General features: G+C 72.2%; 20 protein-coding genes and 1 pseudogene. 13 read left to right on the forward strand and 8 right to left on the reverse strand.

Annotation, left to right across the window (positions count from 1 at the left end; genetic code table 11):
• The first annotated feature begins 10 nt into the window (after positions 1-10).
• Positions 11-793: an aquaporin gene (locus ACIF6F_RS05945; protein WP_399941759.1), complete on the forward strand. Its 783-nt coding sequence runs from the start codon at positions 11-13 to the stop codon at positions 791-793.
• Positions 790-1,497: an FAD-dependent oxidoreductase gene (locus ACIF6F_RS05950; RefSeq protein ID WP_399942199.1), complete on the forward strand. Its 708-nt coding sequence runs from the start codon at positions 790-792 to the stop codon at positions 1,495-1,497. Before ACIF6F_RS05945 ends, ACIF6F_RS05950 begins: the two co-directional genes overlap by 4 nt.
• 17 nt (positions 1,498-1,514) lie before the next feature.
• Here the strand turns inward: ACIF6F_RS05950 and ACIF6F_RS05955 are convergent, their stop codons facing one another.
• The 3 genes from ACIF6F_RS05955 to ACIF6F_RS05965 form a co-directional block, all read right to left on the reverse strand.
• The gene (locus ACIF6F_RS05955) at positions 1,515-2,330 is read right to left on the reverse strand and encodes a sulfite exporter TauE/SafE family protein (protein ID WP_399941762.1); all 816 of its coding nucleotides are present in this window, start codon (positions 2,328-2,330) and stop codon (positions 1,515-1,517) included.
• A 193-nt stretch (positions 2,331-2,523) separates the two neighbouring features.
• The gene (locus tag ACIF6F_RS05960) at positions 2,524-3,024 is read right to left on the reverse strand and encodes a GNAT family N-acetyltransferase (RefSeq protein WP_399941764.1); all 501 of its coding nucleotides are present in this window, start codon (positions 3,022-3,024) and stop codon (positions 2,524-2,526) included.
• On the reverse strand, positions 3,021-3,389 hold the full coding sequence (locus ACIF6F_RS05965; RefSeq protein ID WP_399941767.1) for an ArsR/SmtB family transcription factor: 369 nt from the start codon (positions 3,387-3,389) through the stop codon (positions 3,021-3,023). The genes ACIF6F_RS05960 and ACIF6F_RS05965 overlap by 4 nt, the downstream gene beginning before the upstream one ends.
• 284 nt (positions 3,390-3,673) lie before the next feature.
• Between ACIF6F_RS05965 and ACIF6F_RS05970 the strand changes: the two genes are divergently transcribed.
• The 4 genes from ACIF6F_RS05970 to ACIF6F_RS05985 all read left to right on the forward strand — a co-directional run bounded on the left by ACIF6F_RS05970 (position 3,674) and on the right by ACIF6F_RS05985 (position 9,193).
• Entirely contained in the window at positions 3,674-5,044 is a 1,371-nt protein-coding gene (locus ACIF6F_RS05970) for an NAD(P)-binding domain-containing protein (protein ID WP_399941770.1), read from the forward strand.
• Between the two features lie 22 nt (positions 5,045-5,066).
• Positions 5,067-6,293 carry an MFS transporter gene (locus tag ACIF6F_RS05975; RefSeq protein ID WP_399941772.1) on the forward strand — a complete coding sequence of 409 codons (1,227 nt, stop codon included), beginning with the start codon at positions 5,067-5,069 and terminating at the stop codon, positions 6,291-6,293.
• A 758-nt stretch (positions 6,294-7,051) separates the two neighbouring features.
• Positions 7,052-8,290, forward strand: a complete 1,239-nt coding sequence (locus ACIF6F_RS05980) for an IS256 family transposase (RefSeq protein WP_399941774.1) — start codon at positions 7,052-7,054, stop codon at positions 8,288-8,290.
• Between the two features lie 171 nt (positions 8,291-8,461).
• Positions 8,462-9,193 carry a hypothetical protein gene (locus ACIF6F_RS05985; protein WP_399941776.1) on the forward strand — a complete coding sequence of 244 codons (732 nt, stop codon included), beginning with the start codon at positions 8,462-8,464 and terminating at the stop codon, positions 9,191-9,193.
• 8 nt (positions 9,194-9,201) lie between these two features.
• Here the strand turns inward: ACIF6F_RS05985 and ACIF6F_RS05990 are convergent, their stop codons facing one another.
• Entirely contained in the window at positions 9,202-9,522 is a 321-nt protein-coding gene (locus ACIF6F_RS05990) for a hypothetical protein (RefSeq protein ID WP_399941779.1), read from the reverse strand.
• 203 nt (positions 9,523-9,725) lie between these two features.
• Here ACIF6F_RS05990 and ACIF6F_RS05995 point away from each other — a divergent pair, with 203 nt between their 5' ends.
• Entirely contained in the window at positions 9,726-10,034 is a 309-nt protein-coding gene (locus ACIF6F_RS05995; protein WP_399941782.1) for a transposase, read from the forward strand.
• A complete protein-coding gene (locus ACIF6F_RS06000; RefSeq protein WP_399941785.1) occupies positions 10,031-10,900 on the forward strand; it encodes an IS3 family transposase in 870 nt (289 codons plus the stop codon). The genes ACIF6F_RS05995 and ACIF6F_RS06000 overlap by 4 nt, the downstream gene beginning before the upstream one ends.
• Before the next feature lie 210 nt (positions 10,901-11,110).
• Here the strand turns inward: ACIF6F_RS06000 and ACIF6F_RS06005 are convergent.
• Positions 11,111-11,287, reverse strand: a pseudogene (locus tag ACIF6F_RS06005) (thioredoxin-disulfide reductase); the annotation flags it as partial.
• 324 nt (positions 11,288-11,611) lie between these two features.
• Here ACIF6F_RS06005 and panD point away from each other — a divergent pair.
• The 4 genes from panD to ACIF6F_RS06025 all read left to right on the forward strand — a co-directional run bounded on the left by panD (position 11,612) and on the right by ACIF6F_RS06025 (position 13,401).
• On the forward strand, positions 11,612-12,031 hold the full coding sequence (gene panD / locus ACIF6F_RS06010; RefSeq protein ID WP_399941788.1) for an aspartate 1-decarboxylase: 420 nt from the start codon (positions 11,612-11,614) through the stop codon (positions 12,029-12,031).
• 82 nt (positions 12,032-12,113) lie between these two features.
• Positions 12,114-12,449, forward strand: a complete 336-nt coding sequence (locus ACIF6F_RS06015) for a GNAT family N-acetyltransferase (RefSeq protein WP_399941791.1) — start codon at positions 12,114-12,116, stop codon at positions 12,447-12,449.
• The gene (locus tag ACIF6F_RS06020) at positions 12,449-13,144 is read left to right on the forward strand and encodes an aspartate/glutamate racemase family protein (protein ID WP_399941793.1); all 696 of its coding nucleotides are present in this window, start codon (positions 12,449-12,451) and stop codon (positions 13,142-13,144) included. Before ACIF6F_RS06015 ends, ACIF6F_RS06020 begins: the two co-directional genes overlap by 1 nt.
• 71 nt (positions 13,145-13,215) lie before the next feature.
• Complete coding sequence (locus ACIF6F_RS06025) at positions 13,216-13,401, forward strand: hypothetical protein (RefSeq protein WP_399941796.1); 186 nt, start codon at positions 13,216-13,218, stop codon at positions 13,399-13,401.
• Between the two features lie 37 nt (positions 13,402-13,438).
• On the opposite strand, the gene ACIF6F_RS06030 is transcribed toward ACIF6F_RS06025, so the two are convergent.
• Positions 13,439-14,638: an NAD(P)/FAD-dependent oxidoreductase gene (locus tag ACIF6F_RS06030; protein WP_399941799.1), complete on the reverse strand. Its 1,200-nt coding sequence runs from the start codon at positions 14,636-14,638 to the stop codon at positions 13,439-13,441.
• A gap of 181 nt (positions 14,639-14,819) precedes the next feature.
• Positions 14,820-16,277 carry an NADP-dependent phosphogluconate dehydrogenase gene (gene gndA / locus ACIF6F_RS06035; RefSeq protein ID WP_399941802.1) on the reverse strand — a complete coding sequence of 486 codons (1,458 nt, stop codon included), beginning with the start codon at positions 16,275-16,277 and terminating at the stop codon, positions 14,820-14,822.
• Positions 16,278-16,474: 197 nt separating this feature from the next.
• On the opposite strand from gndA, the gene ACIF6F_RS06040 reads away from it, so the two are divergent.
• The gene (locus ACIF6F_RS06040; RefSeq protein ID WP_399941805.1) at positions 16,475-17,686 is read left to right on the forward strand and encodes a transglycosylase family protein; all 1,212 of its coding nucleotides are present in this window, start codon (positions 16,475-16,477) and stop codon (positions 17,684-17,686) included.
• Here ACIF6F_RS06040 and ACIF6F_RS06045 read toward each other — a convergent pair.
• Positions 17,636-18,745 (reverse strand): DMT family transporter, encoded by a 1,110-nt coding sequence (locus tag ACIF6F_RS06045; RefSeq protein ID WP_399941807.1) that lies wholly within the window; start codon positions 18,743-18,745, stop codon positions 17,636-17,638. The genes ACIF6F_RS06040 and ACIF6F_RS06045 overlap by 51 nt on opposite strands.
• Positions 18,746-18,879 lie beyond the last annotated feature (134 nt).

Raw genomic sequence — 18,879 nt, forward strand, 5'->3', positions numbered from 1 at the left:
AGAACCAGTCTTGACCGCCACCGAGCCCGCCGCGAGCGACGCCATAGCCGCCGACACGGCGCCGCAGCCCGCACCCGGCGCGACTCCGCCCCGTACCCCGCTGATCGCCCGCGCGGCCGCCGAGCTGGTCGGCACCGCCGCCCTGGTCGCGATCGTGGTCGGCTCCGGCATCCAGGCCACCGAGCTCACCGACGACGTGGCCCTGCAGCTGCTGGCCAACTCCACGGCCACCGTCTTCGGCCTCGGCGTCCTGATCGCCCTCCTCGGCCCGGTTTCCGGTGCCCACTTCAACCCCGCCGTCACCCTTGCTGAGTGGTGGACCGCCCGCCGCGGCGGCGCCGGCGTGAACGCCCGCGAGCTTGCCGTCTACCTGCCCTCGCAGATCGTCGGCGCGATCGCGGGGGCGATCCTCGCCGACGCGATGTTCGGCGAGCCGCTGGTCAAGTGGTCGCAGCACGACCGCTCTGCCGGCAACCTCCTCCTCGGCGAGGTGGTGGCCACCGCGGGCCTGATCCTGCTGGTCTTCGGCCTGGCGAAGTCGGACCGGCTGCGCTTCGCGCCGGTCGCCGTGGCCTCGTACATCGGCGCCGCGTACTGGTTCACCTCCTCCACCTCCTTCGCCAACCCGGCCGTCACGGTGGGACGCGCCTTCACCGACACCTTCGCGGGCATCGCCCCGTCCTCGGTGCCCGGGTTCGTCGCCATGCAGCTGGTCGGGGCAGTGGTGGGTCTGGCGTTGGCGGCGGTCATCTTCATGCGCGGCAGGACCGGGTCCGGGACGCCCGCAGCCTGACGCGGCGCACCGACGTGGTGGTGATCGGCGGCGGCCAGTCCGGGCTCGCCGCCGGCTACCACCTGCGCCGTCTGGGCATCGAGCACGTCATCCTCGACGCCCGGGCGGCGCCCGGCAGGGCCTGGCAGCACGCCTGGGACTCCCTGCGCCTGTTCTCCCCGGCGGAGTACTCGTCGCTGCCCGGGCGGCTCATGCCGGTCCAGCCCGGCCAGACCTACCCCGACGCGCGCCATGTCGTCGACTACCTCGACGACCACATCGACGGCCGTGCCCTCTTCGACCACGCCACCGCCCGTCGCCGCGCCCTGGACGAAGGCCGCACCGACACCGGCGGCGTCGCCTCCCTCGGCGACATCGTCGCCGTCCCACCCGTACGCGCCGCCCGCGACGCCGGACTCGTGACCGCGACGCCGATGTTCAGTCGGCTGACCACGACCGGCGTGGAGAGGGCGGACGGCACCGCCGCAGACGCCGACGCGATCATCTGGTGCACGGGGTTCCGCCCCGCAATCGCCCCCTTCTCGGCCCTGCGTCTGCGCGGCACCCGCGGGCATGTCGCCACGGCCGGTACCCAGGCCGTGGACGAATCTCGCCTGCACCTCGTCGGCTACGGCGACTGGACCGGCCCCGCCTCCGCCACCCTCATCGGCGTCGGCCGCCCCGCCCGCGACGCCGCGCGGCAGATCCGCGACGTGCTGACCTGACCGAAGGTCCGGTGAAGTCAGTCGTGCCGGGCCAGCTTGTGCGCGGAGACGAGCAGGATCACGGCCAGCGCGGGGATCAGGACCAGGTCGGGGAAGACCCCGAGAAGCACTCCGCCCAGGACGGCGCCGGCGATGGAGCCTGAGGCCATGACGGTGGTGAAGCGGAGGTTGTCGCCCAGGACGGCGAAGCTGCCGTCGCGGCTGTAGCGGGCGAAGGCGACGAGCATGGTCGGCAGCGACACCAGCAGGGACAGGCTGCCGGCGGTCCTGATGTCCTCGCCGAAGAGCAGCACGATCGTCGGGATCAGCAGTTCCCCTCCGGCGACGCCCATGATCGCTGCGACCACGCCGATGCCGAATCCGGCCGCTGTCCCGGCGGGAATTCGCGCCCACAGTGGCAGGTCGAGCGTGCCCGGTGCGGTGGTGTGCGTGAGGACCAAGGCGGCCGCCATGAGCACCATGAGGGCGGACAGGACCCGGTAGAGCGTGGCAGAGCGCATGCGCACGGCCCAGGAAGCGCCGGCCCACGCACCGAGCAGGCTGCCGGCCAGGAGGTTGGCGGCGACGGGCCAGCGAGCGGCCACGTCGGCTGCCGGGACCGCGGCCAGCCGGGCGGGGAGCGCGACCAGGACCACGACCAGGCTCATCGCCTTGTTGAGGATGACGGCCGAGAGCGCGGCGAAGCCGAAGAGGCCGATCAGCAGCGGGAGGCGGAACTCCGCACCGCCCAGCCCGATCATCCCGCCCAGCACTCCGATCGCGGCACCCGCGGCGAAGACCACGGGTGCTGTGTGTGTGGGGCGGAGACCGGCAAGGTTCGGGTCGGTACGCATCACGGCATCCTTGCCAATCACCGGCCCTCCCGCCACGGCCAGGTTGCAGCTTCGGGGAATGCCACCGGCTCGCGGCCCCGGGACTCGTCGAGACCTCCGACCCGCGGATCCCCGTCCTGCCCGGCACCCGCCGTGCTCGGCGCTGCCTGACCCACTTGACCCACCTGACCCACCTGAGCCGCAGTGAACCGCTTTACGTGAGGACGGGGCTGCGGCGCTCCAGCAGGATCACGTCCCGCCAGACCCCCTGGTGGCGGCCGATCCGTTCGCGGGTGCCGATGATCCGGAACCCGGCCCGCGCATGCAGGGCGAGGCTGGCGCTGTTCTCGGGGAAGATCCCGGACTGGATCGTCCAGATCCCCGCCGCCTCCGTGGAAGCGATCAGCGCTTCCAGGAGTGCTCGGGCGACGCCGCGGCCGCGGGCGTCGGGGTGGACGTACACGGAGTGCTCGACCACACCCGCGTACGCGCACCGGTCGGAGACCGCGCTCGCCGCGACCCAGCCCAGCACCCGGCCGCCGTTGTCATCGAGGGCGACGAAGCGGTGGCCGGGCAGCTTGGCCTTGTCGAACGAGGCCCAGTCCGGGGCCTCCGTTTCGAAGGTCGCGTTGCCTTCGTCGATCCCTGCCTGGTAAATGCCCAGCACCTGTTCGGCATGCTCCGGGAGAAGTTCCTCGACCCGCACGTCGGTCACGCCGCCTTCGCGGCGCCGGCCAGCAGCGCGCCCATGGCGGCGAGCACGGACGGCTCGACCCGGTAGTAGACCCACGTGCCGCGGCGCTCCGAGGACAGCAGCCCGGCCTCCTTGAGCTTCTTGAGGTGGTGGGAGACGGTGGGCTGGGAGACGCCGACGTCGGAGATGTCGCACACGCACGCCTCGCCGCCCTCGTGGGAGGCGACGGCGGAGAACAGGCGCAGGCGCACGGGGTCACCGAGGGCCTTGAACATCTTCGCCGCGGCCTCCGCCTCGTCCGCGGACATGGGGCGTTCGGTCAGCGGGGGGCAGCAGGGCGCGACGGTTTCGGGCTCCAGGAGTGGCAGCACCTTCGCATTCGACATACGTCTATGTTGACACATGTCGAACCAGCCCGACAGGGGTGGCGGGTCCGAGCGGTGCGGGCGGTGCGGGCGGCCGAACCTGCCCGGGGCGGCGACCACCGCCCGGCCCGACAGTGGTGCGCCGCCCTCCAACTCGACGACGAACCCCGCCCTCGGCCCGGCCTGCGGCCATGCGCCGCCCGGTGCCGGTGAATTAGATGAACGTCTATGTTGACGCCTGTCGATGCAGATGCCATGCTGATCACGCAAGTCATAGACAAACGTCGAAACACGAGGGAGTCGTCATGAACGAGACCACCACCGAGCTGCCCGTCGTCGTCATCGGAGCCGGCCCCGCCGGCCTCGCGGCCGCCGCCCACCTCGTCGGCCGAGGCCTCGAACCCCTCGTCCTGGAAGCCGGGACCACCGCCGGATCCGCCGTCCGCGAGTGGGCCCACGTGCGGCTGTTCTCCCGCTGGGGCGAGGTCGTCGACCCGGCCGCCGAGAATCTCCTGGCACCCACCGGCTGGGTCAAGCCTGCCGAGGGCACCTACCCCTCCGGCGGGGACTGGGCCGAGCGGTACCTCCAGCCGCTGGCCGACGTGCTCGGCGAGCGGGTCCGCTACGACGCCCGCGTCACCGGCGTCTCCCGTACCGGCCGCGACCGCATCGTCGACGCCGACCGCGAGGCCCAGCCCTTCGTCGTCCACTACGAGAACGCCGACGGCCGCGAGCAGCGGGTCCTGGCCCGCGCGGTCATCGACGCCTCCGGCACCTGGTCCACCCCCGGCCCCGCCGGCGGCAGCGGACTCGCCGCCCTCGGCGAGAAGGCCGCCGAGGACCGCATCACCCACCGCGTCCCGGACCTGAAGGACCCTGCCGTCCGTGCCCGTTACGCGGGCAAGCGCACCGCGGTCATCGGCTCCGGCGCCTCCGCCTTCACCGCCCTCGCCTACCTCGCCGATCTCGCCAAGGCCGACGGCGGCACTGGCACCCACACCACCTGGATCCTGCGCCGCGGCATCTCCGGTTCCACCTTCGGCGGCGGGGAAGCCGACCAGCTCCCCGCCCGCGGCGCCCTGGGCCTGGCGGCGAAGGCTGCGGTCGACGGCGGGTACGCGGACGCGGTCACCGGCTTCCGGACCGACGCCTTCGAGCGTGACGGGGACGGCCGCGTGGTCCTCGTCGGGGAGGACGGCCGCCGTCTGGACCCGGTGGACGAGGTCATCGTCCTCACCGGCTTCCGCCCCGACCTGTCCTTCCTGAACGAGCTTCGTCTCGGCCTGGACGAGCGCCTGCAGGCCCCGGTGGAGCTGGCGCCGCTGATCGACCCCAACCAGCACTCCTGCGGCACCGTCTACCCGCACGGCGTGAACGAGCTCTCCCACCCGGAGAAGGACGTCTACCTCGTCGGCATGAAGTCCTACGGTCGCGCCCCCACCTTCCTCGCCATGACCGGCTACGAGCAGGTCCGCTCCATCGCCGCCCACCTCGCCGGCGACCACGAAGCCGCCGAGCGCGTCGAACTCACCCTCCCCGAGACCGGGGTGTGCGGCGGCGCGGGCCTCTTCGACGAACCCGCAGCCACCGAGGAGGCCGGCGGCGGGTGCTGCGCGGCCCCGGCCACCCTCACCATCGGCGCCGCTCCCGTTCCCGCCTCCTCCGGCGGCTGCTGAGGTGAGCGGCCTTCAAAGCGGCGTGGCCGCGACCGGGACGGGGGTCCGGTCGCGGCCACGCGCCGTCCTGCCCGCCCTCTGCCTCACCCAGATCACCAGCTGGGGCATCGTGTACTACGCCTTCATCGTCCTCAACCCGGCCATCACCGCCGACACCGGCTGGAGCGCGGGCGCGACCACCGCAGCGTTCTCCGCCGCCCTCGTCGTCTCCGCCATCGCCGGGATCCACGTCGGCCGTGTCCTCGACCGTCGCGGGCCCCGCACCGTCATGACGACCGGCTCCATCCTGGGTTCGCTGAGCCTCCTCGTGATAGCCGCGGCCCCCAACCAGCCAGCCTTCTTCGCCGGATGGCTGCTTGCCGGAGCGGCGATGGCCGCCATCCTCTACCAGCCCGCCTTCGCCGCCCTCACCCGCTGGTGGGCCCCGGACCACATCCGCGCGCTCACCATCGTCACCGTCGCCGGCGGACTCGCCTCCACCGTCTTCGCACCCCTGACCGCGACCCTCGCCGACCACCTGTCCTGGCGCGCCACCTACACGGTCCTGGCCGGCATTCTCGCCGTGCTGACCGTCCCCGCCCACGCGTTCGCGTTGCGAGCCCCGTGGCCACCGGCTCCGCCGAGCCCGCCGCACGTCACCGGCGGCCACGAAGCCGTGGTGCGCAGCCGGGCGTTCTGGATGCTGGCCGTCACCTTCACCCTGTCCGCGTTCGCCATGTACGCGGTCGTCATCGGCCTCGTCCCCCTCCTGATCGAACGCGGCTACACCACCACCCAGGCCGCGTGGGCCCTCGGACTCGGCGGCGCCGGCCAGACCCTCGGCCGCACTCTGTACGCCTCCCTCGCCCGCTCCTTGGGCGTCACCGCCCGCACCGTCACCCTGATCGCCCTCGGTGCCCTCACCACCGCGGCTCTTGCGACTGCGGCAGGCCCCTACGCCCTACTCGTCGCCGTCTCCGTCCTCGCCGGGGTGATCCGAGGGAACCTCACTCTCCTCCAGGCCACCGCAATCACCGACCGCTGGGGCACCACCCACTACGGCCGCCTCTCCGGACTCCTCGGCGCACCCGCCCACGCAGCCGCCGCCCTCGCCCCCTTCGCCGGGGCCCTCCTGGCCGGCCCCCTCGGCGGCTACCCCGCCCTGTTCGCCCTGCTTGCCGCGCTGGCGGTCACCGCCGCCGTCACGGCTTTCGGAGCCCGCACGCGCCACCCCGAGGGCGAGGTGAGAATCTCCGCCGGCAACAGCTGAGACCGCCCCCCTGGGCCACCACAGGCGGCCTGGTGCGCGCTGAAGTGCAGGCAGGGAGCCTTCTCGCCAGGAGGGGAACGACGTTCTTTCCACCCTCCGATCCGACGTGCGCCAGTGTAGGGTGAGGACCGCCCTTGACCTGCAGAAAGCAGGCAGGGAGCCGTCTTACAGGAGACCAACATGCTGCGCACCATGTTCAGGTCCAACATCTGACATCTGGACGTTTCCGCAGGTCAGCGGCCTGACAGCAGGGCTTTGGTCAGCAATCGGTCAGCATCAGCCCCTGGTGCTGATCACGCAAGCGCCGTCGCCGGCAGTCGCGCATGTCGCCGGCGCAGGGGCCGTGTCGGTGCTTCGTGACGGCCTCTGCCACGTGGAGCCCGACGTCGTTGGGGCCGCGCCCGGCCGTCCTCGCTGGCGCCACGGGTGCAGTCATCCACCCGACGACGAACGCAGCAACAGCCTCGTCTCCTTCGTTCAGGCGAAGCGATCGCTATTTCGGCAGCGGTTCGATCTCAGGGTTTCTAGCGTCGGCAGCAGTGTTTCGCTGGGCGAGAGGATTCGGACATGACCGACCCTGCCGCAGGTGTGCGCCCACACGCTGTAGCGCGCCGGCTTCCCGGCGGTTGCGTCCTGGGGAGTGGTGTACGGGTTCGACCTGATCCGGGGGTTTGCTCCGGCATCGGGCTGATGCCCGCGTAGACGAACGGCCACCGGCTGATCTTCGAAGTGTCGAAGCCTCGAAGGAGATCAGCACGATGACCGCACCAGACAGTCTGCCCCTGCACGCCCTCGCCGAGAACAACCTTGCCGCGGCGAGTCCCGATCTGCTGCGCGTGATGGTCAAGACGTTCGCCGATGCGCTCATGTCGGCGGAGGCCGACGCCCTCTGCGGCGCCGAGTACGGGCAGGTCAGCGACGAGCGGGTCAACCACCGCAACGGATATCGCCCGCGCGAGTGGGATACCCGCGCCGGCACCGTCGAGCTGGCCGTGCCCAAGTTGCGTCAGGGCAGTTACTTCCCGCACTGGCTCCTGGAACGCCGCCGCCGGGCCGAGCAGGCCCTGATCTCGGTGGTCGCCACCGCCTACCTGCTCGGTGTCTCCACCCGCCGGGTCGAGAAGCTCGCCGAGTCTCTCGGCGTCACCCAGTTGTCGAAGTCACAGGTCAGCGCGATGGCCAAGCACCTGGACGAGCAGGTCGCAGCCTTCCGTAACCGGCCGCTGGACGCCGGCCCGTACTCGTTCGTCTGGGTCGACGCGCTCACGCAGAAACTCCGTGAAGGCGGCCGGATCATCAACGTCCACGCGCTGATCGCAGTCGGCGTCAACGCCGACGGACACCGCGAGATCCTCGGCATCGACGTGGCCACCGCCGAGGACGGCGCCGGCTGGCTGGCCTTCCTCCGCTCCCTGATCGCCCGCGGCCTCACCGGCGTCCAGCTCGTCATCTCCGACGCCCACACCGGCCTGGTGAACGCGATCGGCGCGGTCCTGCCCGGAGCATCGTGGCAGCGATGCCGCACCCACTACGCCCGCAACCTGCTCTGTCAGGTCCCCAAGTCCGCCCAGCCCTGGGTCGCCACACTGCTGCGGACCGTGTTCGAACAGCCCGACACCGATGCCGTGCAGGCCCAGATGCGACACGTCCTCGATGCCCTGGAGGCCAAGTTCCCCAGGGCCGCCGAGCACCTCGACGCCGCCCAGCACGAGCTGTTGGCCTTCGCCGCCTTCCCGCGCGAGATCTGGAAGCAGATCTGGTCGAACAACCCGCAGGAACGGCTGAACAAGGAGATCCGCCGCCGCACCGACGTGGTCGGGATCTTCCCCGACCGCACCGCCGTGATCCGCCTGGTCGGCGCGGTCCTGGTCGAGCAGAACGACGAATGGACCGAAGCCCGCCGCTACATGGGCCGCGAACTCCTCGCCAAGGCCCGCCTCCACCCGATCGAGTCAGAAACCGACGAACCCGCCATCCCGACCGAACTCACCGCATAACCTCAAAACCGAGATCACCGAGTGGCCGTCGATACACCACTCCAGCGGACGTGACCGTGACCTGACAGGCCGGCCCGCACCCACCTCACGGAGGGTGCGGGCCGGTCCCCTCCTGCAGGTGAGTACCCGCACGGATAGACCCCACCCGACGCCGGCACCAAAGATGGCCCCATGACCCTCTTACGCGCTCACGCCGACCGTGCCGGTAAAGCGGCCGCCGCCGCGGGCCTCACCCTGCTCATCGCGTGGCTCGCCCGCCAGGTGCACAGCGACATGGCTGACGTACTCGCACCACCCATCGCCTTATGGGCACTCATGCGCTTAGCAGGAGAGAAGGGCAACTACGCCCTCCCCTACGTAGGCGGGCTCAGCCTTCCCCACAGCACGGTCACCAACAGCTGGCCCTGGGCAGCGGAGTACGCCGCCTTCCTGACCGCGTGCGCAGTCCTCGGCTGGTACGACGGCTGGCTACAGAGCAGGCCGTCAGGCAGCCCGCCACGAGCGCGCACGCTGGTGCGGATCGCCAAAGCCACCGCCGCAGGAACCGCCTCACTCACACTGCTCAACATGACCGACGCACTCGGGCTGTTCTGGATCCTCATCCCCTACAACCTGCTGATAACGCTCCCCTTGACCCTGTGGGCTGCAATGCGCCTGGCCGGCTGTCGGAAGAACTGCGCCCTGGTATGCGTGGCAGGCATCGCATTCCCTCTCGGCTTCGCACCGCTCTTCCTGAATCTCATCTGGTATCAGCAACTGATCCCCAGCCTCGGCTTTTTGGCTCTGTGTGCACTCGCGGGCTGGTACGACAACCAAGCCGCCCGTGTAGCACCTGATCCCGCCGCTGAGCGGTATCCGTTTCCGGTCCTCGGAGGGAGCCGCAGTGACGGGCTGGCCCGGTAGCCCGGAATTCACATGTCCGCCAAGCCGACGCTGAATGGCTTCCCTCCTCCGCATTGAGCGGCGAGTGCGCGCCGGGCGAGGGCCAGGGCGAAGCCGATGCCGAGCTCGCTCGACTGTGCGGCCGCGTAGTGGCGCCTGGGGTTACGGCCCTCGGTGGACAGAGCGATGTGGCGGCCGTCGTTGCCGGTGAGGGCCTGGCAGTACTTCAGGCTGGCCCAGTGCTGGGCAAGTCCTCGCCCCGCGCCCTGGCGGGCGAGGACGTTGGCCCGGCCCAGAGCGTGGAGTACGTCCCAGGGAGTCAGTTGGAGCGACAGACCGAGTGGCTTCATAGGGAGGGGACGAAGCTCTGGTTTGCGGCGCAGAGGGGCCTGGTTCTTTTCCCGCTTGGCCTTCTCGTCCGCGGTCGCAGCCTTGGCAACGCTGCCCGCGAGGTCCGATGTCGAGTGAACGGCGACGTTCCACGGCTGGGCTTGCTTCGCTTTGACGGACATCGGAGATCAGGGGCTCCCGCCCCGGAAGGATGATGTTCATCATGGAGAGCATGGGGAAGAGGAAGCCGCGTCCTCGGCGCTCGTTCACGCCGGATTTCAAGGCCGAGATCGTCGAGCTGTGCCGACGTGGTGACCGCTCGGTCGGTCAGGTTGCCAAGGACTTCGATCTGACCGAGACCGCGGTGCGGGACTGGGTGAAGCGGGCCGAGGTCGACGCGGGCGAACGCGACGGCCTGACCAGCAGCGAACGCGAGGAACTGGCCGCTTTGCGGCGGGAGAACCGCAGACTGCGGGAGGACGCGGAGGTCCTCAAGCGTGCGACGGCTTTCTTCGCGAAGGAGACCCGGTGACGGTGCACCCGTTCATCGAGGCGGAGAAAACCGCAGGCCACAGCGTCAAACGGGCGTGTGAACTGCTCCAGGTCTCCCGGACCGCCTACTACGCCTGCCGAACCGGCAGCCCCGGCCCTCGCGCACTGCGCGACATCGAGCTGACCGAACAGATCACTGCCGTGCACGAACAGTCCCGCGGAACCTACGGGGCCCCACGTGTTCATGCCGTCCTCCAGCGCGAAGGCGCCGACTGCGGGCGCCGGCGGGTGGCACGACTCATGCGGGAGGCTGGCCTGGCCGGCAGGAACCGTCAACGACGACACCGCACCACGATCCCCGACCCTCACGCCGCCACCCGGCCTGACCTGGTGCTTCGTGACTTCCGGCCCGACTGGTCGGCCATCGACACCCGCTGGTGCGGCGACATCACCTACATCGCGACCGACGAGGGCTGGCTCTACCTGGCGACCGTCATCGACATCGCCTCCCGCCGCGTCGTCGGCTGGGCCACTGCCGACCACCTGCGAACCGAACTCGTCGCCGACGCCCTGGCGGCTGCTTGCCGAGGCCGTAGGCCAGTCGGCCCGGTGATCTTCCACTCCGATCGCGGCTGCCAGTACACCGGTCACGAATTCGCCGTTCTGGCAGCCAAGTTCAACGTCCGGTTGTCCGTCGGCCGCACCGGTCAGTGCTGGGACAACGCTCTCGCGGAGTCGTTCTTCTCCACCCTGAAGAACGAGCTGGGCACCCAGCCCTGGCCCCCCCGGGCAGCCGCCCGCACCGCGATCTTCGAGTGGATCGAGAGCTGGTACAACTTGCACCGGCTCCACAGCAGCCTCGGCTACCGCAGCCCCGCCGACTACGAGGCCGCACTCGCAGCCTGACCACCACACCAAAGGTGTCCGCCAAAGCGGAACAAGCTCAGGCTGCGCGAGATCCCTCAGTACGTCTGCTCGCTTCAAGCTGCTTTTCCCTACGTTCGTACGGGTGTTACAGGCCGACGTCGCAAGTTACGTGGGGGAGCAGGGGTGCATGAAGGGAGTGAGCGCGCACATCGGCGGCGTCGCCCCCACCCCGGGGTGAGGGCCAGCCAGTCAGGCGTTGACCTGCGCCATGCAGACGTCCGTGCTGCTGTGGCTCATGGCGGCGAGGCAGCGCTCGGTGTCCAGGGCCGCTGCCCAGCCCGAACCGGCTGCGGCGATGGCTTGGCCGTAGGTGTGGTCGACGACGTCGCCCGCGGCGAAGACGCCAGGGATGTTCGTACGGGTTGAGCGGGGAGGCAGGCCACAGGGGCCGGTCCTGGAGGCCCTGGCGGTCGGCCGCTGGGGGGATCGGCACATTTATATGATGTACCGTCAGGTGAGTCGGCATCTGGTCAGCATCAGTGCCCCCACGTTCCGAAGAGGCTGGCCGATGCGAAGCCTGGTCGGCAGCGTCACAACGGCCTGATGCCCACGGAAGTGCAGGCCAGGAGCCTTCTCGTCCGAGGCAGTGGATTTCCCTTTAGATCTCCGACCAGACGCCTTCCGGTGTAGAGTGCAGACCGCCCTTGACCTGCAGAAAGCAGGCAGGGAGCCGTCTTACAGGAGACCAACATGCTGCGCACCATGTTCAAGTCCAAGATCCATCGGGCCACGGTCACGCAGGCCGACCTGCACTACGTGGGGTCCGTGACCGTCGACGCCGAGCTGATGGAGGCGGCGGATCTGCTGCCCGGCGAGCTCGTGCACATCGTCGACATCGACAACGGCGCCCGCCTGGAGACGTACGTCATCGAGGGCGAGCGGGGCTCCGGCGTGATCGGGATCAACGGTGCCGCCGCGCACCTGGTGCACCCCGGCGACCTGGTCATCCTGATCAGCTACGCCCAGGTCGACGACGCCGAGGCACGGGCGCTGCGGCCGAAGGTCGTGCACGTCGACGCCGACAACCGGATCGTGGAGCTGGGCGAGGACGCGTCGGCGCCGGTGCCGGGGACGGACCAGCGGCGCAGCCCGCACGCCGTCGGCGCGTAGCCGGCAGCAGCGGACGCAGGGGACGGCGTGGCGGCAACCGCCGCCGCGCCTTCGTGCTCACAGGGGGGACCGGGTGACCGGCATGGCCGTCGAGATCAAGGACTACCGGGACGCGGGGCGGCTGCGCGCCGTCGAGAACGGCCACGTCGTGGGCCGCATCGTGTACTTCGTGCTGGACGGCCCCGTGGGCGCGCTCGTCCCCGTCCACACCGTCGTCGAGCCCGGCCACGAGGGCCGCGGCATCGGCGGCGACCTGGTGCGGCGGTTCTACGAGATCGCGGCCGAGGAGGGCGTGCCGGTGGTCCCGCTCTGCCCGTACGCCGCCAAGTGGGCCTCCCGGCACCCGGAGCTGGCCCCCGAGCCCGCGCCGGAACTCGTGGCCGCCGCCGAGGCGCAGCAGGCTGCGAACCCCGTCTGATGCCGGCCCTCGCCCTGCTCCACACCTCCCCGGCCCACGTGCCGGTCTTCGACGCGCTCCGCGACCGGTACCACCCCGGCCTGGAGCTGCGCCACGTGGTGGCCCCCGAGCTGCTCGACGGCGCCCGCGAGCACGGGCCCGGGGCGATGGCCGGCGAGGTGGCCCGCCTGGTCCGGGAGGCGGCGGACGGCGGCGCCGCGGCGGTGCTGTGCACCTGCTCCTCCATCGGCGCCGTCGCCGAGGCCGTGCCGCTCGCGGTTCCCGTACTGCGCCTGGACCGCCCGATGGCCGCCGAGGCCGTACGGCTCGGCGGCAGGGTCGTGGTCCTCGGAACCGTGGCCAGCACCCTGGAACCGACGCTGGCGCTGCTCGCCGAGGAGGCTGCGGGCGACCGGCCCGCCGCCCCGGGCGGCGACCGGCCCGCCGCCGTGCGCCTGGAGGGCCGGCTGGTCGAGGGTGCCTGGGAACGCTGGGAGGCGGGTGACACGGACGGTTATCTGGCCGCCGTGGCCGCTGCCGCCGACGCCCTCACCGCGTCCGGCGCCGCCGACGTGATCGTGCTGGCCCAGGCCTCGATGGCCCCGGCCGCCGACCTCGTACGCCCCGGCACGCCCGTCCTGTCGAGCCCGGCCCCGGGCCTGGCCGCCGCCGCGACCGCCGCGGGCGCGCATTCCGCGGGCGCGGGGACGGCGTAGGGCCCTCCCGCGTGGTCCCACCGGGCCACTCCGGTGGGCAGTGCCGGGCGTCGCGAGGGACCCTTGGAGGCATGGCAACCACCCCCGAGCTGACGCGTCCGCCCGACCCGGAGCCCACCCCCGTGCCGGAGCCCACCCCCGTGCCGAACCCGCCGCCGATGCCGCCGCCCCCGACGCCGGGCCCGGTTCCGGAGCCGGATCCGATCCCGCCGCCCCCCGGACCCGCCCCGATCCCGCCGCCGGGACCGCTCGGCTGATCCCCGGCACACCACCGGGCGCCGAGCCGGGGCCGGCTCAGGCCGGCGCGCCCGTCAGCGCCGGGTCGGAGAAGAACTCCGACGGACGGGTCACGCCCGCGAGGACTCGGGCGAAGCCGTCCATCAGCTCCTGGCGCTGCGCGATGGCGCCGAACACCTGCTGCATCGCCGGCGTCGGCGGTTCGATCCTCGCGAAGTCGGCCGTGAACCCGTACATCTCCCGGACCCGCCCGTCGCGCGCCTCCTGGTAGACCCCCATGGCCTCCTCGAATGGACGCTGCCCGGTCAGGGCCTCGTGCAGGGCGCGGGCGCAGAGTTCGGCGTCCTGGAACGCGTCCTGGATGCCCTGCGCCGTGATGAAGTCCCTGAGGTAGCCGGCGTCCCCGACCAGGGCCCAGCCCGGCCCGTAGGGCGTGCGGAAGTGGTTCGGTACGGCGGTCCCGATGATCCGCCCCACCCGGGTGGCGCCGGCGGCGCGCTCCGCCAGGCCGGGAGCCAGGGCGATGGCGGCCAGGTACTCGGCCTCGACGTCGGCCCGGTTGGCCTCGAACTCGCTCATCGGCCAGCTGCAGACGACCAGGCTCAGCCCGTCGTGGGTGGGCCAGCCCGCGAAGGCGCGCTCGGCCCGCAGGTACGCCTCGAACTGCTCCAGCCCGAGCCCGTCCCAGTACGTGTAGTAGCCCGCCTGAAGCTTCGGGATCTCGTCGTACGTGTCGGCTCCGACGGTCCGGGCGACGAAGGAGTGCGCACCGTCCGCCCCGACCACCACCCGGGCGTGCTCCGTCACCTGCGCGCCGGCGTGCTCGCGGCCCCGGATCCCCGTCACCGTTCCCTCCCCGTCGCCCACCAGTTCCTCGACGGAGAACCCCTCGCGCACCTCGGCGCCGGCCTCCGCCGCCGCGTCCACGAGGATCTTGTCGAGCACGGTGCGGCGCGGCGCGTACGAGCCGGCGAAGCCGAAGCCGGCCGGGGAACCGGCGAAGGTGAGCGGTCCGAGGTCGAAGGAGTACCGGGTGATCTCGGGCAGGCCGCCGGCCGTCACCCGCTCCAGCAGCCCCCAGCGGTCCAGCGCTGCCACGCCCGGCGGGTGGATCAGGTGGGTGGAGACGGTGTCGCTGGGGAAGACGGCGCGGTCCGTCAGCAGGACCCGATGGCCCTGGCGGGCCAGCAGCATGGCCGTCGGAGCGCCCGCGCAGCGGGCCCCGACGACGATCGCGTCGTACGTCGTGTGCGTCATGGCAACACCTGCCGATCGCTCTGCTTCCACGCTAGCCGCAGACCCCGCCTCCCGGCGCGCCGGAAGGCGGCAGGGGCCCCCGGCGCGGGCCCCGGCGCGCGACCCCGCCCGTACGTCGCCCAGGGCCCGCCCCGCGGAGGCTGGCCCTGGGCCACGCCCCGGACCTCAGTCCGTCCGGACGTCAGTCCGTCCGGACCTCGGTCCGGTCGCCGCTCCACAGCGTGTGGTACGCCCCCTCGCGGTCCACGCGGCGGTACGTGTGCGCGCCGAAGTAGTCGCGCTGGCCCTGCGTCAGGGCCGCCGGGAGGCGTTCCGCGCGCAGCGCGTCGTAGTACGCGAGCGAGGCCGAGAAGGCCGGCACCGGCACCCCCTGCGCCACCGCCGTGGCGATCACCGCCCGCCAGTCGTCCTGCGCCGCCGCCGTCTCCGCCGCGAAGCCCTCGTCCGCCAGCAGGCTCGGCAGCTCGGGCCGCGCCGCGTACGCCGCCCTGATCCGGTCCAGGAAGGCGGCCCGGATGATGCAGCCGCCCCGCCACAGGGCCGCCACGGAACCCAGGTCCACGCCCCAGCCGTACTCCCCGCTGCCGGCCCGGATCTGGTCGAAGCCCTGCGTGTACGAGACCACCTTGGACGCGTACAGGGCCTGCTCCACCCGCGCCGCGAACGCCTCCGCCGCCTCTCCTGCGAGCGGCACCGGCACCGGCCCGGCCAGCTCCCGCGAGGCGGCCCGCAGCGCCGTGTGCCCCGAGACGGCCCGCGCGAACACGGCCTCGGCGATGCCGGACACCGGCACCCCGAGGTCCAGTGCGATCTGCACGGTCCAGCGGCCGGTGCCCTTCTGCTCGGCGCGGTCCGCCACCACGTCCACGAACGGGCGGCCCGTCGCCGCGTCCACGTGCGCCAGCACCTCGGCGGTGATCTCGATCAGGTACGAGTCCAGGCGGCCCCGGTTCCAGGCGCGGAAGGTCTCCGCGATCCGCTCGGGGGAGAACCCGGCCACCTCGCGCAGCAGGTGGTACGCCTCCGCGATCAGCTGCATGTCCGCGTACTCGATGCCGTTGTGCACCATCTTCACGAAGTGCCCGGCGCCGTCCGGCCCGACGTGCGAGGTGCACGGGGTCCCGTCGGCGGCCTTCGCCGAGATCCGCTCCAGCAGCGGGCCCAGTGCCTCGTACGACTCCTTCGACCCGCCCGGCATGATGCTCGGCCCGAGCAGTGCGCCCTCCTCGCCGCCGGAGATGCCCACGCCCGCGAAGTGGATGCCCAGCTCCCGCAGTTCGCGCTCCCGGCGCCGGGTGTCCTCGAAGTGCGCGTTGCCGCCGTCGACCACGACGTCGCCCGGCTCCAGGAGCGGCGCGAACTCGCGGATCACCGCGTCCGTCGGCTCACCCGCCTTCACCATGACGACCAGTCGGCGCGGCCGTTCCAGCGCCGCGACGAACTCCTTCGCGCTCTCCGCGGCCACGAAGGCGCCCTCGTGGCCGAACTCCTCGACCAGGGCACGGGTCTTGGCGGCGGTGCGGTTGTGCACGGCCACCGTGAAGCCGTTCCGGGCGAGGTTGCGGGCCAGGTTGGAGCCCATCACGGCCAGGCCGGTGACCCCGATGTGGGCGGTGCCCTGCTGAGACGTACTGTCCATCGTTCTGCGCTCCTGAGTGCCGGCGGTGTGCGGGAGGGCCGACGCTACCCGCCTCCCCTCGCGACAGGCGTCCCCCCGGCTCGCTGGAATGTCAACTTCCTCTTGAGCGCGAGCCGTTGCGCCCTCCGAGCCCCCTTGTCACGATCCGGAGACCGACGTTAGGTTGTGCGACTCCTGATGTCTTCAAGGGGGCACTCATGGCCGTACGCGGCCGGCACCGCCGGTACCAGCCGAGCAGCATCAACCGCGCCTCGCTGACGGTCACGGCGGGCGGTGCGGGCATCGTCCTGCCGCTCATCGGCGCGGGCGACGCCCACGCGGCGAGCGTCGACACCTGGAACAAGGTCGCCGCCTGCGAGTCCAGCGGCAACTGGCACATCAACACCGGCAACGGCTACTACGGCGGGCTCCAGTTCAGCCAGAGCACCTGGCGCGCCTTCGGCGGCACCGTGCACGCCCCCCGCGCCGACCTCGCCACCAAGGCCCAGCAGATCGCGGTCGCCGAGAAGGTCCTCGACGGCCAGGGCCCCAACGCCTGGCCCGTCTGCGGCCGCCAGGCGAACCTCGCCCGGGGCGGCCCCGCGCCCGACGCCGCGCCGCGCGTGCAGACCCGTACGGTCAAGGCCGTGCCGAAGCAGCAGCAGGGCGCCGCCGGCACCCCGGCCAAGGCCGCCGTCCCGCGCGCCCAGGCCGGCAAGGGCTCCCCGTACACCGTCGCGCCCGGCGACTCGCTCTCCGCCATCGCCCAGGACCACCGGGTACGCGGCGGCTGGCACGCCCTGTACCAGGCCAACCGGCAGGTCGTCGGCGACGACCCGAACCTCATCCACCCCGGCCAGCGCCTCTCGCTGCGCGTCGGCACCCCGCGCGCCGTGCCCGCGCCCTCACCGGAGAAGCCCCCGCGCACGGCGAAGCCCGTACCCGCCAAGCCCGAGGCGAAGACCCCCGCGAAGCAGGCCCCGGAGAAGAAGCCCGCGGCCCGGCAGGCCGGCACCAAGAAGCAGGGCGGCTTCACCGCCCCGGTCAGCGGTGCCGTCGGCACCCCGTACCACGCCTCCGGCTCGCACTGGTCCAGCGGCCACCACACCGGCGTCGACTTCCTGGTCTCCACGGGCACCTCGGTCCGGGCCGTCGGCTCCGGCCAGGTGGTCTCCGCGGGCTGGGCCGGCGCGTACGGCTACGAGATCGTCATCCGGCACGCCGACGGCAGGTACTCGCAGTACGCGCACCTGTCGGCGCTGAACGTCCGGGCGGGACAGAGCGTCAACACCGGCCAGCGCATAGGACGGTCCGGCTCCACCGGCAACGTCACCGGACCGCACCTGCACTTCGAGGTGCGCACCGGCCCCGGCTACGGCTCAGACATCGACCCGCTCGCGTACCTGCGCAACCGCGGCGTCTCCATCTGACGCCACCGCCACCGCCGCAGCCGGGCGCGCAGCCGAGGCCGAAGCAGCGACCCGCGCTGCCGAGGCCGACGCGGCCCCCCGCGCCGCCGACGCCATTGCCGCTGCCGACACCGGCGGCGGAGCGGACTCCCGCCGGGCGCCCGAGGACGCCACCACGCGCCCGGTGGGAGCGGGAGACGGCATGCCGTCTCCCGCCCGGCCCGATGAGATCGACTCGGACTCCGCCACCTCGGCGGCGTGCCGCTCGGTCATCAGCAGCACCACACCCGCCGCCGTGAGCATCGCGAACACCACCGCACCGGCCGCCCCCGCCGGGCCGCCGCGGAACGACTCGCCGAACAGGGTCAGCCCCACCACGGCCGCCACCACGGGATTGACCACCGTGACCGTGGCCAGCGGCGCGGTCAGCCCCGCGCCCCGGTACGACGCCTGGGACAGCAGCAGCCCGGAGGTCGCCAGCCCCGCGATCACCAGCATCTCCCCGTACTGGGCCAGCGGCGCCGAGGCGGTCCACCCGGTGGCCACCGACTTGGTGAACACCGAGGCGATGCCGAAGGCCGTGCCCGCGGCCGCTGCCAGCAGCACACTGCGCTGGGCGGGCCGCCGCACCAGGTGCGAGGCGGCCCACAGCACCGCCACCGCAGCCGCCGTCACCGGCACCAGCAGCCCCCGCTCACCGGCGTCCAGCGGATCCGCGTGCACGGCCCGCCCGGTCAGCGCGAGCAGCCCCGCGAGCCCCGCAGTGGCCATCAACGCCCCGCGCCAGGCGGTCCGCCCGGCGCGGCGGTGCACGAAGAGCGCGGCCAGCGGCAGCGCGAAGACGATCGTCAGCGCGCCCAGCGGCTGGACCAGGGAGAGCGGGCCGTACGCGAGGGCCGCTACGTGCAGCAGGGCGCCGAGTCCGTTCAGGCCCACCGCCGTCCACCACGCGGGCCGCCGCAGCGGCGCATAGGGGCGGTCCGGGGTGCTCACGGCCACCCGCTCCTGGACTATCGCGCCCCCCGCGTACGCGAGGGCCGATATCAGACAGAGGAGCACCGACAGCGCCAGCGCGCTCATCGGGACCCCGGCAGCGTCAGGTCCATGTCTTCCAGAATGCCCCCGTCCACTCGACTATTCCTCGAACCTGAGCAGGTCATCGCCCTACCGCGGCTGGAGTACGGCGTACTGCGGGCGGCGCACGACACCCGGAA

It is taken from the genome of Streptomyces sp. NPDC086023, assembly GCF_044540325.1.
GTDB lineage: Bacteria > Actinomycetota > Actinomycetes > Streptomycetales > Streptomycetaceae > Streptomyces.

Excerpts from the sequence above, each read along its gene's own strand:
- ACIF6F_RS05955 (WP_399941762.1), bottom strand. The coding sequence starts at position 2,330 with ATGCGTACCGACCCGAACCTTGCCGGTCTCCGCCCCACACACACAGCA.
- ACIF6F_RS05965 (WP_399941767.1), bottom strand. The coding sequence starts at position 3,389 with ATGTCGAATGCGAAGGTGCTGCCACTCCTGGAGCCCGAAACCGTCGCG.
- ACIF6F_RS05970 (WP_399941770.1), top strand. The coding sequence starts at position 3,674 with ATGAACGAGACCACCACCGAGCTGCCCGTCGTCGTCATCGGAGCCGGC.
- ACIF6F_RS05980 (WP_399941774.1), top strand. The coding sequence starts at position 7,052 with ATGACCGCACCAGACAGTCTGCCCCTGCACGCCCTCGCCGAGAACAAC.
- ACIF6F_RS05985 (WP_399941776.1), top strand. The coding sequence starts at position 8,462 with ATGACCCTCTTACGCGCTCACGCCGACCGTGCCGGTAAAGCGGCCGCC.
- ACIF6F_RS05990 (WP_399941779.1), bottom strand. The coding sequence starts at position 9,522 with ATGAAGCCACTCGGTCTGTCGCTCCAACTGACTCCCTGGGACGTACTC.
- ACIF6F_RS05995 (WP_399941782.1), top strand. The coding sequence starts at position 9,726 with ATGGAGAGCATGGGGAAGAGGAAGCCGCGTCCTCGGCGCTCGTTCACG.
- panD (WP_399941788.1), top strand. The coding sequence starts at position 11,612 with ATGCTGCGCACCATGTTCAAGTCCAAGATCCATCGGGCCACGGTCACG.
- ACIF6F_RS06015 (WP_399941791.1), top strand. The coding sequence starts at position 12,114 with ATGGCCGTCGAGATCAAGGACTACCGGGACGCGGGGCGGCTGCGCGCC.
- ACIF6F_RS06020 (WP_399941793.1), top strand. The coding sequence starts at position 12,449 with ATGCCGGCCCTCGCCCTGCTCCACACCTCCCCGGCCCACGTGCCGGTC.
- ACIF6F_RS06025 (WP_399941796.1), top strand. The coding sequence starts at position 13,216 with ATGGCAACCACCCCCGAGCTGACGCGTCCGCCCGACCCGGAGCCCACC.
- ACIF6F_RS06030 (WP_399941799.1), bottom strand. The coding sequence starts at position 14,638 with ATGACGCACACGACGTACGACGCGATCGTCGTCGGGGCCCGCTGCGCG.
- gndA (WP_399941802.1), bottom strand. The coding sequence starts at position 16,277 with ATGGACAGTACGTCTCAGCAGGGCACCGCCCACATCGGGGTCACCGGC.
- ACIF6F_RS06040 (WP_399941805.1), top strand. The coding sequence starts at position 16,475 with ATGGCCGTACGCGGCCGGCACCGCCGGTACCAGCCGAGCAGCATCAAC.
- ACIF6F_RS06045 (WP_399941807.1), bottom strand. The coding sequence starts at position 18,745 with ATGAGCGCGCTGGCGCTGTCGGTGCTCCTCTGTCTGATATCGGCCCTC.